10 protein-coding genes are annotated in these 13,271 nt (G+C 37.0%); 9 read left to right on the plus strand and 1 reads right to left on the minus strand.

Annotated features, from left to right (window positions below):
- Nucleotides 1-23 precede the first annotated feature (23 nt).
- From VF06_RS11985 to VF06_RS12015, 7 genes are all read left to right on the plus strand, one after another.
- Nucleotides 24-1,280: a GNAT family N-acetyltransferase gene (locus tag VF06_RS11985; RefSeq protein ID WP_099066419.1), complete on the plus strand. Its 1,257-nt coding sequence runs from the start codon at nt 24-26 to the stop codon at nt 1,278-1,280.
- Nucleotides 1,261-1,758: a Holliday junction resolvase RuvX gene (gene ruvX, locus VF06_RS11990; RefSeq protein WP_371411451.1), complete on the plus strand. Its 498-nt coding sequence runs from the start codon at nt 1,261-1,263 to the stop codon at nt 1,756-1,758. Before VF06_RS11985 ends, ruvX begins: the two co-directional genes overlap by 20 nt.
- Before the next feature lie 120 nt (nt 1,759-1,878).
- The gene (locus VF06_RS11995; protein ID WP_099066417.1) at nt 1,879-2,451 is read left to right on the plus strand and encodes a DUF3727 domain-containing protein; all 573 of its coding nucleotides are present in this window, start codon (nt 1,879-1,881) and stop codon (nt 2,449-2,451) included.
- A gap of 169 nt (nt 2,452-2,620) precedes the next feature.
- A complete protein-coding gene (locus VF06_RS12000) occupies nt 2,621-3,247 on the plus strand; it encodes a hypothetical protein (protein WP_099066416.1) in 627 nt (208 codons plus the stop codon).
- 55 nt (nt 3,248-3,302) lie between these two features.
- Entirely contained in the window at nt 3,303-3,842 is a 540-nt protein-coding gene (locus tag VF06_RS12005; protein ID WP_099066415.1) for a YqeG family HAD IIIA-type phosphatase, read from the plus strand.
- A 445-nt stretch (nt 3,843-4,287) separates the two neighbouring features.
- Entirely contained in the window at nt 4,288-5,586 is a 1,299-nt protein-coding gene (locus VF06_RS12010; protein ID WP_099066414.1) for an ATP-binding protein, read from the plus strand.
- Between the two features lie 14 nt (nt 5,587-5,600).
- Nucleotides 5,601-8,615: an ABC transporter substrate-binding protein gene (locus VF06_RS12015; protein ID WP_099066413.1), complete on the plus strand. Its 3,015-nt coding sequence runs from the start codon at nt 5,601-5,603 to the stop codon at nt 8,613-8,615.
- 107 nt (nt 8,616-8,722) lie between these two features.
- On the opposite strand, the gene VF06_RS12020 is transcribed toward VF06_RS12015, so the two are convergent.
- Nucleotides 8,723-9,070, minus strand: coding sequence for a hypothetical protein (locus tag VF06_RS12020; RefSeq protein WP_099066412.1), 348 nt, complete (start codon nt 9,068-9,070; stop codon nt 8,723-8,725).
- A 210-nt stretch (nt 9,071-9,280) separates the two neighbouring features.
- Between VF06_RS12020 and VF06_RS12025 the strand changes: the two genes are divergently transcribed.
- Both VF06_RS12025 and proB read left to right on the plus strand, forming a co-directional pair.
- A complete protein-coding gene (locus tag VF06_RS12025; RefSeq protein ID WP_099066411.1) occupies nt 9,281-12,049 on the plus strand; it encodes an ABC transporter substrate-binding protein in 2,769 nt (922 codons plus the stop codon).
- Between the two features lie 86 nt (nt 12,050-12,135).
- Nucleotides 12,136-13,245, plus strand: a complete 1,110-nt coding sequence (proB, locus tag VF06_RS12030; protein ID WP_099066410.1) for a glutamate 5-kinase — start codon at nt 12,136-12,138, stop codon at nt 13,243-13,245.
- The last annotated feature ends 26 nt before the right edge of the window (nt 13,246-13,271 follow it).

The following is a 13,271-nucleotide window of genomic DNA, read 5'->3' on the forward strand; positions in this document are numbered from 1 at the left end:
AAAGAGCAGTTAGTTAAGGCTAAATGGCGGCTCGAATTAAAATGACTTCATTACTTCCCCGAAATCTCAGCGTTGTTATCCGACCACTCCAATACCGGGATCTGGACGGAGTTGAGCGCATAACTCAAGAGTCATTCGCAGCCCTGACTCCCAAGGGAGCAAATTTTGCCATCAGCCAGATGCAGTGGTTACGTCGCTGGTATGGATTACTCAAATTTTTGAGTTGGTTTCCTAACCCGCTACAGTATCGCCTCTGTGCTTATGTAGCAGAGCAAGGGCGGATGCTTCTAGGGATGATTCAAGTGTCACCTTTTAACCGCACGCGCAGCACTTGGCGCATCGACCGAGTGCTACTAGAAGGTGGTGCTGATAAACAAGGAATTGGCTCACAGCTTTTACGTCATTGCTTTGAATCGATTTTGGAAGCTCGCACTTGGCTATTGGAAGTTAATATCAATGACATAGAAGCGCTGGCACTGTATCGGCAAAATGGATTTCAGCGTTTGGCAGAAATGACATACTGGGAAATCGAGCCGGAATTACTGGTTGAATTGGCGCAAGCAGAGCCAGATTTGCCCAACCTGTTACCAGTAAGCAATGCTGATGCTCAGTTGTTATATCAATTAGATACGGCATCGATGCCACCTTTGGTGCGTCAAGTTTTTGACCGGAATACCCGCGACTTTAAAACCAGTTTGTTCGGTGCTTTAATGGATGCCGTCAAACAATGGGTAACTAAAACAGAAGTAGTCAGCGGTTACGTGTTTGAACCGCAACGCAAAGCGGCCATCGGCTATTTTCAGGTGCAACTTGACCGCAAAGGGGAAGTCCCCCACGTTGCTACACTAACCGTTCACCCAGCCTATACTTGGCTGTATCCAGAATTACTATCTCAACTAGCTCGTATTGCCCAAGATTTTCCTCAGCAAGGCTTACAATTAGCTTCCTCAGATTATCAGGCAGAGCGAGAAGAATATTTGGAGCGAATTGGGGCAAAACGCGTAGAACATACACTAATCATGTCTCGCTCTGTGTGGCACAAGCTACGGGAGTCAAAATTCGTCTCCTTAGAAGGAATTCAGTGGACTGATATGCTACAAGGTCTACAACCGGCTCGAAAACCTATACCAGGGGGAATGTCTTGGATACAGCCAGGAAAATCACCATCCCCAGATAGACCACAGCCAAGCAAGTCAGAACCGATTAATTTTTCGGTAAAAAACAATAACATGGAAGCATCACCGATTTCCGAATCAGCAGATGCACAGCAGGAGAAGTAGTGTGATACCCCAAGAGCAAGCAAAACCATTTATTTCAGCTTTGGGATTAGATTGCGGTAGCAAACGCATTGGTGTTGCAGGATGCGATGGCACTGGTTTAATTGCTACGGGTCTCACTACAATTGAACGTACATTTTTTGAACAAGATGTAGAGCAAATCCGGCAAATAATTAATGAACGCCGGGTGCAAGTCCTGGTTATAGGTTTACCTTATTCAATGGATGGCTCGTTAGGATTTCAAGCGCGTCAAGTCCAAAAATTTGCCAAAAGACTTGCTAAAGCGCTGAATTTGCCTGTGGAATACGTAGATGAACGGTTAACGTCATTTCAAGCAGAACAACTGCTAATAGCTGAGAATCGCTCTCCATCACGCCACAAAGGTTTAATTGACCGCAAGGCAGCTTCTTTAATTTTGCAACAATGGCTGGATATGAAGCGTGCTAATTCTCACACTTCAGTGGCAACTATCGAGTATTGATACCTTTTAACATGATATTCTGAAAACTATTAGCCAGCATTTGGATTTACGTGTAAAGCTATTTGATAGCTTAACGATTTACAAAGTTGCTGGTATTTATTGAGTTTGTAAATTTTGACCATGTTTTCCTCTGAATTTCCTGAAGAAAATGATAACGCTCATGCCGGTTCCATCACTTTGACTGATGAAAAAGGGCGATCGCTCGAATGTTACATAGAGCATACCTTGGAAGTAGATGGGCAAGAATATGTTTTACTGCTTCCTGTAGACTCACCTGTAGAAATCTTCTCTTGGCAAGGTGAAGACGAGGAAGAAGAAGCAGTTCTCGTAGAAGATGACGCCATTATTGAGCAAATTTTTAGCACTGCTCAGGCTGTATTATCTGAGCAAAACTTAACACTGAAAAATACAGCTTATGCTCTGACAGTTGCAGGTGATTTACCACCTGTTGAAGAATCAGAACTTTTTACTTTAGAAATTGAAGACGAAGAAGCAGATTTAGAACCAGAGCAATTACAGCTATTGGCTAGCTTCTATGATGAACATCAAGAATATGCAATCTATACACCTTTAGATCCGCTATTGTTTTTTGCACGCATATCGAAAACAGGCGAACCGGAATTACTTTCTCCAGAAGAGTTTCGTCAAGTACAACCACTCCTTGAAGAACATCTTTTTAATGAAGTAGAGTAAAATCCAATTTTCAACCTGTCTGAAAAATAAGGTTGGATGTTGACTGATGACTGATGACTGGGAAAGAAATATTTTTCTGTCTTTTGTGTGTGATTTGTCATATCACCGTCTAGCTTTAAAATAGGACATTGGGCGATTTATAATCCCAAATTGCTATGAGATACTGAAAATGGCTTATAGCGATTTTGCATTAAGTAAATTTAAAAAGTCATTTCCCATCACTATTGATGAAGAAGCTGATTTGTGTGCGGATGTAGAACCTCTACAGCTTAGTGAAAAACTCACAAATACTTTAGAAGAAACTACGGAACTGGCTTTAGCAATTAACACTGAAAAAGCTCGCTCAGAAATGATTATTACACCGATATTATTGGAGGTAAGACGTAGGGATAATTATCCAATTAGTTTATTTTCAGGTGTAGATTTTAATGTAGATGAAGCAAGAAGTCTGAATGCTTATTGTGATTTTATTATCAGTCCTTCTAAAGAAAAACTAACGGTTAATGCGCCTGTGGTGATTATTATTGAAGCAAAAAATGAAAATATTAAAGGTGGATTAGACCAATGTGCAGCAGCAATTTTAGCAGCACAATTGTTTAATCAACAAGAGAAAAATGAAATTAAAAAATTTTTTGATGCTGTGACTACTGGAGATATTTGGGAGTTTTTGAACTTAGAAGCAAACGAGATATTTATTAATTTGAATAATTCTTATATTACAGAGATAGATAAAATTTTAGGGATTTTATCTCAAAGTGTTCGTGGAGATATTCCAGGATGGAGTTCGACTAACTAAACTATATTGGGTTACGCTCTTTTGTCTGGAGCTATTTATATTTTGCCTGTTGACTATGACCTGGAACAATCTTTTACAGCCTGATTTAATTTTAGAAGGTTCAGTATTAAATCTGACACCGGATATCATCCAACAGTATGGTCTCAAGGGGCTGGTGTTGGATGTAGACGAAACTTTAGTACCCTTTAGTGTGGGGATGGCTTCCCCAGAACTACAAAGTTGGGTAGAGGAAATTCGTACTTGTACTGCATTGTGGTTGGTGAGCAATAACTTGAGTGAAGCGCGAATTGGTGGAATTGCGCGATCGCTCAATTTACCTTATTATTTGGGTGCAGCTAAGCCTTCCCGACGTAAAATTAGAGCCGCATTGCAAGCAATGAATTTACCAGTGCATCAAGTAGGAATGGTAGGCGATCGCTTGTTTACTGATGTTTTAGCAGGTAATCGCTTGGGAATGTTTACCATTTTAGTGGAACCGATTATTCATCCAGACGCTGCTTTGCGCTCTCATCCAGTGCGAAATTTTGAAGTTTGGGTATCTGAAATCCTTGGAGCGTCTATCACCCCAAAGAAAACTAAAATTCACAAAACTTGAGAAATCATCAGGAAAGTAAATCTAAAGAAATGATTAAGGAATCTTGCTGGAATCTAAAAATCGGGGATCATAAGTATTAATAACATGGAGTCAGCTAAAAAAGACTCTAGCGCATAGTAAATAAATATAAACTCGTAAAGCGTCAGCGTTCACCTATAGGATGTCTGGCGCTTTACATATTGCAACACTTATGAATTAGTGAGTATAAATACTACTATTAACTATTGACGGTTCATAGTCAACAGTCAACGACTTGAAACGAAATAATTGATTTTTGCAGTTCCCTAAATCGTAACTTTCTGTTTGCACAAAGTAAGAAGCGCCTAAAGACACGATGAACTCCGTCTATACACGAGCATATTACATCAAACAGCGCAATTATTTCATTATGCTACATAAGAGTGATAGTATGATTACTAGATTTTACTGAAACTCGTATTAAATAATGTTACAACAAAATCCTTTTATTATAGGAAAACCAGTACGTCCAGAGCATTTCGCAGGACGAGCATCAGAAATTGCCGCAGCTTTCGATCAAATTTATAACCGCAGCCATCTAGCGATTTGGGGAGGGCCAGGGATGGGAAAAACCTCATTTTTGCAGAAACTAGAATCATCGCAAGCTTGGGAAGAACACGGGATGGACTCATCCCAAGCTGTAATTGTTCGTTTCAGTTGCGAGAATATTACTCCTTTCACTCCCTCAGATTTTTGGCAAGAAATACTCACTCTTGTGAAAGAAAAAGTAGCAGGTCAATCTGCATTGGAAGCTGAAATTGATACAATTCTCCAAGCAGTAAAGCCGATGACTAAAGATAGCCTGCGACAAATATTAAAAAAGCTGAAAGTACAAGATAAATATCTCGTGTTGCTAATAGATGACTTTCATGTAGCACTCGATACTAACCAGGAATACGATGAAGATGCGATGCAAAAGTTTTTGAGTGAGTGCCGTAATTTGGCTGTTCACTCTGCGGAAGGACAAAATATGTCGATGATTGTTACTTCCCTAAAGCGTCTCAACGAACTAGGGCCCAAGCTCAATCCCAACGCTTCACCGTGGTACAATCATTATTTATTTTTACGGCTGAAAACATTTAATAATACGGAAATTGACGACATATTTAAAAGTTTAAGAATACCAGATTTACGGGAAGCAATTAAAGAAATCACAGGCGGACATCCATCTTTGTTACAAATATCTGGCTTTCTTCTACATAGAGATTTAATTACTGCTAATGCGCCAAATGCAGATAAATTTGTTAGTGATTTTGAAAGTGTGACGCAACAAATTTTTCAAAATATTTGGGAAAGATGTAGTGAAGTCGAACAAACTTTATTGATGCTCATGGCTCTTTCTAGTTTAAAGGGTCGCCTACACAAACAAAAACAATTTGATGTGAGTGGTATTGAATTAATTTTTAGTCAAAGAGAAGCAGAATTAATCAAACTGGAAGAACAAGGTGTAGTAACTCATACTGTTCATGAAGAGAAAAATATATATTCTTTCACTTCATCGACAATGGAGCGTTGGGTAATTCAACAACTTTGGCAAACAGATGAAAAGTGGTTGCAAGCACGAGAAAAAGTTTTTCTCAATTTAATGAGTAGGCAACAAATGGATAAATTCATTACAGCCGTGAAGTGGCTATGGAAAAACAAAGACAAAATTCCACAGATTATGGAGTGGTTTGGAAAGTTAATGGCTGCTTTACCCAAAGGACTTATTTTACCAAGTAATTAATATGGGTAAATAAAATGACAAACGCTAAAAGAAATCCTTACATTATTGGTCGTGCAATACATGAGCGCCACAGATTTTTTGGTCGTGACAGTCTATTCCATTTTATTGAAGATAATCTCAGCCAAGGTGTAAAAGTTATCTTGCTACATGGTCAAAGACGCATTGGTAAGTCTTCTGTACTGAAACAAGTTTCAAATTTTATTCAATCTAATGACTTTATTTTTGTTCAATTTGACCTGCAACACCAAAGTCAGTCAAGTCTAAGTAATATTATCTATGACTTGGCTATGACGATTATCGATAAACTTGGCATAGATGCAGATAAATTACAAACACCAACAAATGCACAATTGGAAGAAAATATCAATTTATTTTCTGAAGTTTTTTTACTGAATGTTTATCAAGAAATACAGGATCGAAAAATAGTATTACTACTTGATGAATTCGATGTTGCAAGTAATGATAACGGTGAGATAAATATTGTTGAGCAACAAACATTATTCCCCTACTTAAAAAAACTTTTAAAAGATCAAGATAAATTATTTATTATTCCAGTAATTGGAAGGTATCTTAACGACTTACCAAGTTTATTGAATTTATTTAAGGATGCACCACACCAAAATATTGGTTTGCTAGATGAGAGTAGTGCTGAACGAATGATCGTTGAACCTGCTAAAAATATTTTAACATATCGAAATGAAGCAATAAAAGAAATTTTGCAATTCTCAGCAGGGCATCCATGTTTTACTCAAGTTATTTGCTTTACTATTTTTGAACAAGCAAGAGAAAATGAAAAGTGGATTGTTGAACGTGCTGATGTAGAAGACATTTTAAAAAAAGCAATTGAAAAAGCTGATTCTTTCTTACTAAGTTTTTGGCAGGTACTTACGGTAGAAGAAAGAATCATTATGTCAGCTGTAGCTGAAGCTCAAAAGATAGCTATTAAGCAAGGAAAAAGATTTCCAGAAGAACCATTAGATATGCTTGGTAGAAATGGTATAAATCAGACAGAGGAGTTATCTGAATCTTGGGAGAGGTTAATAGAAAACCATTATTTATCTGATGACGGACGTAAAATCACCGTAGAATTAATTCGTCAATGGTTACTAGAATATCATTCACTACAAAATGAAATACAAAATTTAACAACACAGAAATTAAAAACCCAAGAAAATGAAAACGTTCAAGAGATTGTTAAATACCTGACTGAAGTAGCAAACTTTTGGTCTGAACAGGGAAAACACGACCTGGCAATACAGCATTATGAGCAGGCTTTAGAAAGAGATTCCAGTAATTATAATATTGCAGCATCTTTGGCTAAAGAGTATTTGAAAGCAAAAGATTTTGAAAAATCTCTAGAACTTCACAAGGAACTTTTTCAAGCAGATGATAATTCTTATAAAGAAGGATATTTAGATGCTTTGTCAGAATATGGGCATAATTTAATTATTCAACGTGAATACTCACTAGCCAAGGAAAAATATAACAAAATTTTAGAAATTGAACCTAACACAAAAGTAGCAATACAGAAAATTTTAGAAATTGAGACTTATGAAAATCAAATTACGACCCCAGAAGTAAATGATTCTCTTAGTAATCAGAGAAAAAGAAATCCAAAAAATTCAAATTTAAAAAAAATACTAGCAGTAATTACATCTTTGCTTGTGGTAAGTGTAGGTTATGGTGCTTACCGCTTTTCATCTGAGTGTCCTTCAGGGAAGCAGAAACAGTTTGGGGTTTTGTGTATAGATGATGACACTAAAATTAGTAATGGCGATCGCACTTTATTTCCTACTATTAAAAATAGCTACCGCGACCAAGGAATTCAAGCCTTTAAACAACAAAAATATCAAGAAGCTAGCAATCTATTTGCAGAAGCTGTAAAAATCGATCGCAAAGATCCAGAAGTATTAATTTACCATAACAACGCTCGTGCTAAACAACAAGGAAATCCTTTCACCTTAGCGGTAGCTGTTCCAGCAAATAATGATAATTTAGCTCAAGAAATATTGCGTGGCGTAGCACAAGCACAGCATGAATTCAATCAAAATAATGGTTTAAGCGGTCGGTTGCTGGAGATTAAAATTGCCAACGATGCAAATCAATCGGAACAAGCCACAGAAGTAGCTGCACAGTTGGTGAAAGATTTATCTATTTTGGGAATTATTGGTCACAATAGCTCTGACTCTACCAAAGCAGCCTTGCAAGAATATAGCAAAACAGAAATACCTGTGATTTCTCCCACTAGCACCAGCACACAATTATTGGGTAAAAAGAATTTTTTTAGAAGTTTACCTTCTGATGCTGCTGGAGGTAAGAAATTAGCGGAATATGCCTTCAATATCTTGAAGGTAAAAACAGTAGCTATTTTTTCTAATCCTGAGAGTTCATACAGCGACAGCATGAGAGAGGAATTTAGCAAGACATTTGAAAATCTGGGAGGTAAAGTGCTTAAACCAGAAATTAACTTAGCAGATAAATCACTGGATATGGATGCACAAGTTTCTAGAAGTCTTTTTAGACACAAAGCACAAGCAGCGGTATTAATTCCAGATAGAGAACGCATTAATACTGCTCTGGAAATTGCTAAGTTTAACTACGATGTAGTTAGTAGAATCAGAAATCAAAACAGAAACATATCAGGAATGAAGCTTTTAGGCGGAGATACGCTTTACAGCTATGAAACTTTAAGTAAAGGTGTAACTGTAGAAGGACTAACTGTAGTCGTTCCTTGGTTTCGTGAAGCTCAGCAAGCAAAGGACTTTGGCAAAAAAGCAAAAGAGCAATGGCGAGGAGAAGTGAGTTGGCGAACTGCAACCAGCTACGATGCTACCCAAGCGCTTATTCATGCTTTGTCTGCGAATTCTACAAGGACAACAGTTATCGATAATTTAAGAAATAGTAGTTTTGTTGTAAATAATACAAAAACTTCTGGAGATACACTCCAATTTAATTCTCAGGGAGAACGGCAAACAGAGCCAGTTTTAGTTCAAATACAAGGTGGGAGGTGGGTTATGCTACCGCAATAATAATCTAAATCTATGCTGTCTCTGTAAACTTAGTTACAAGTTAGTTGCAAGCTAGTATGTTTAGTTAAAGCCAGTCTGGTGGCCTGAGAAACGACCAGACCAGCTGTTCAAGATAAAACAATGAAAGGAGCTAGTTTTATGGTTAAAGCAACCAACTCCAGACAATCTAATGATAAGTCAATAGTCAAAGGGATGAAAAGTAGTTTGGCAAAAGCTTTGAAATCAACGCCTGCTGTTGTCATTGTTGGCGGGTTAGTTGCTTTTATGGCCATGTGGGTCATAGGCTCGTCTAACTGCGGAGGTTCATTAAACTTTAGACTGTCATTCTCTATTAATGAATTCCAACTCAAAAAGGAGGCTTGCCCACCAGCTAAATAGCGATTAATTAAGGCGATCGCAGCCATAGCTTGACCAGATCGCCTTTCCTCTTGAACGAATAATATTTCTGGTCGCATAACAGTTATCTAAAAGTTAAGAAATATTAATTTTGTCGTAAATCATACAAATATTTCTGGAGATTTAATTCAACTTAGTCCTGAAGGAGAACGACAAACAGAGCCAATCTGAGTTCAAATACAAGGTGAAAAGTGAGGTAGGATACAGCGATCGGGCTTCGCTCTAGTGTAAAATAAAATACAGTAATCTAGTAATATACTCTTAAGATCATGGCAAAGTTAGTATCTCGGAGAAACCCTTATATAATCGGTCGTCCAATCGATGACCCAAAACTACTTTTTGGACGGCAAGATTTGTTTCATGTTCTGAAAGATAATCTCAGCCAAGATATAAAAGTTACTTTGTTGCATGGTCAAAGACGTATCGGTAAGTCGTCAATCATTCGTAACATTGCAAAATCTGTTGAATTAGAAGACTTTGTTTTTATTGCTTTCAATTTAGAAGATTACACTCGTGAGAATCTTTGTAAGATATTAGCAGACTTGGCTCAAGAAATTATTGAACAACTGGAAATAAATAACCAAAAAATTAAGCCGCCTAGTATTCAAGATTTAGACAATGAACCATATATTTTTTATAGTCAATTTTTGGCAAAAGTTATCAACCAATTAGATGGTAAAAAATTAGTTTTTTTATTAGATGAATTTGAAGCATTAAGCGATCAATATTCTGCTTCATTTTTGGAGAACTTTTTCATTTACTTACATTCTTTAATTGAAGTAGAACAAAAGCTATTTTTAATTATATTTACTGGTAGGCAATCAGCAAACATACCAAATTTACTCAATTCTTTTCAAGATGCTTATATTCATGAAATTGATTTTTTAGATGAACATAGTGCAACACAGCTAATTACTCAGCCTGCTCAGGGAATTTTAGAGTATAGCCAGGAAGCGATTAAAGCCATTATTGAACTATCAGCAGGACATCCTTATTTTATCCAAGTCATCTGTTTTGCGATTTTTGTCAGAGCTAGAGAATTAGACGAATCACATATCGGTCGTGAAGATATAGATAATATTGTTGATAAAGCAATTGAAAATGCAGAAGCAGGACTAGCATGGTTTTGGGATGGTTTGAGTTTTACAGAAAAAATTGTATTTTCTGCAATTGCAGAGTCTCAGAAAATAGGTGCAGTTGGAGAAACTCCATTTCAAATATTGCAAAAATATGGAGTATTTAAGAGGGAAGTTATAGAAAAAGCTATCAAAGAACTTGTTGACCATAAGTTTTTAGATGCAGAAGGTAATAAAATAAAAATTGAATTAGTAGGTCGTTGGTTACTGCAACGTCATCCATTGCGACAAGAAATTAAAGAATTACAAAAATTCAAGGAAGCCGAAAATTATTTCACTGATGAAGATAGAAAAAAGTTTTTATCAGAGGAAAAAAAACACAATAGCATAGCTAACGATCAAAAGCCTAGTTTTACTTTAAATGTAACTGAAAAATCTTTGCCTTTACAGAGATTTTCCAGACCAAAAAAGACAGAAGAAATTGAAATTATACAAGAATCAAAAAAAGCTGTAAGTATCTCGAATATAGAAATAGTTTCTCCAGCTAAATCGAGGTTATCTAAAGGTATTCGTTACCTTGTAATAGCAGGAGGAATGACGTTTTCTGCGGCCGTAATAGGTACATTCATTGGTATGTCAACACGATGTTTGGCAAGCGGAAGCGAAAATAAAATATTAGGTGTTTTTTGTGTAGACAATCCCAGTAGTAATTTCAGTAGTGGCGATCGCACTTTTTTTCCTATTAAAAATAACACATATCGAGACCAAGCAATTGAAAGTTTTAGACTTGCTAATTATTCAACTGCTACTGAATTATTTGAACAAGCAAGAAAAAGCGATCGCACAGATCCAGAGGTATTAATATACTATAATAATGCTCTTGCTAAGCAAAGAAAAAATTATTTTACCTTAGCAGTAGTTGTACCAGTAGATAATACTAACTTTGCTGAAGAAATATTGCGCGGTGTGGCACACGCACAACAAGAGTTTAATCAAAAAAACGGCTTAAATGGTAGGCTACTTTCTATTATTATTGCTAACGATGGTGATGGTAAGCAACGAGAAAAAGCAAAACAAATTGCTGCTGAATTAGTCAAAACTAAATCTATATTAGGAGTGATTGGACATAATTTTAGCGAAGCAACACAAGCAGCTTTAACAGAATATAAAAAGGGAAGAATACCGCTGATTTCTCCTGCTAGTAGTACTACTTCATTGCAGGAGAATAAGAATTTCTTTAGGACTATACCTTCAAATGCAGCAATGGGAGATAAATTAGCTAAATATGCTATAAAGAATTTGCATTTAACAAGAGTAGTTATCTTTAAATCTACAAGTTTATTTAGTCAAAGTATGACGGAAGAATTTCAAAATAAATTTCAAAAGCTAGGAGGTAAAATTACTCGTCAGGTAGACTTAACACAAAGCACGCTCAATGCCCAAAAAGAAGTTAATCTAAGTTTAGATAAGCAAGCACAAGGAGCAGTTTTAATTACAGATCAACAATATAGTAATGTTGCTTTAGACATTGCTAAAGCAAATAATAATACAATTCATAATTATCAAAATCAAAAACAACGCAAACTAAAATTATTAAGTACTAATCCTCTTTATAGCGACGAAACCTTAACGCAAGGTGGAAAGGCGGTAGAAGGTTTAATTACAGTGGTTCCTTGGTTTAGAGACGCCGAAAAAGCAAAAAAATACGCTCAAACAGCTAAAAAATTATGGACAATTGATGTCAGTTGGCGTACTGCTAGTAGCTATGATGCTACACAAGCTTTGATTCAAGATTTGTCTGTTGATTCCAGTCGCAAAACAATCCTCGCCAGTTTAGAAAATGCCAATTTTTTGGTCAAACAAACTTCAGGCTATCCACTCAAATTTAGTTCTGAAGGAGAACGGGAAATTGAGCCAGTTTTATTAGAGGTAAAAGAAGGGAAGTATATTGCAGTACCATAATGAGTTATGATGACAACTTTGGATTTGGGATTAAAGAAAAAATCTCACATCTAAAATTCAATGCCTCGTAACTCCTAACTTTTTTGATGTCACTAACGATTGTTGTCAAAATTGGCACTTCTAGCCTCACCCAACCAGAAACGGCACAATTAGCACTTTCTACCATCGCCACCTTGGCGGAGACACTCTGTCATTTAAGACGCCAGGGACATCGGGTAATTTTAGTTTCTTCTGGTGCTGTTGGGGTGGGTTGTGCGCGGTTAGGGTTAACAGAACGTCCTAAAGCCATCGCCCTCAAACAGGCTGTAGCAGCTGTTGGTCAAGGGCGATTAATACGTGTATATGATGATTTATTTAATACGCTACAACAGCCGATCGCTCAAGTATTATTGACTCGCAGTGATTTAGTACAACGTAGCCGCTATCTCAATGTTTACAATACTTTTCAAGAATTATTGGGATTGGGAGTGATTCCCATAGTCAATGAAAATGATACTGTAGCGGTAGAAGAATTAAAATTTGGTGACAACGATACTCTTTCGGCCTTGGTTGCAAGTTTAGTAGAAGCCGATTGGTTATTTTTACTCACTGATGTCGATCGCCTCTACTCAGCCGACCCCCGTTCCGTACCAGATGCACGGCCCATCGCTTTAGTTAGTAACATTCAAGAACTAGTTAAATCACAAATCCAAACAAGTTCCCAAGGTTCTCAATGGGGTACTGGCGGTATGGTAACAAAAATTTCCGCTGCGAGAATTGCCATTGCAGCTGGAGTCCGCACTGTAATTACCCAAGGACGATTTCCCCAGAATATAGAAAAAATTATCCAGGGTGAATTGATTGGCACACATTTTGAGCCGCAACCAGAACCAACTTCTGCACGTAAACGTTGGATAGCTTACGGACTTGTACCAACAGGAAAATTATATTTAGATGAAGGTGCGATCGCTGCAATTTCTTTGGCCGGAAAATCGTTATTAGCAGCTGGAATTAAAGCAATAGAAGGAGAATTTGATACACAAGATGCAGTGCAATTGTGTGACAGCAACGGTAACGAAATTGCCAGAGGACTTGTGAATTACAACAGCAATGAACTGCAAAAAATTCGTGGCTATCATTCACGAGAAATTGCTACAATTTTAGGCTACGCCGGTGCGGAAACTGTGATTCATCGGGATAATTTGGTTTTGACTTAGGATAAAAATTTAGTGGCTACTAAGCT

The sequence above is a fragment of the Nostoc linckia z4 genome (genome assembly GCF_002608075.1).
GTDB lineage: Bacteria > Cyanobacteriota > Cyanobacteriia > Cyanobacteriales > Nostocaceae > Nostoc > Nostoc linckia.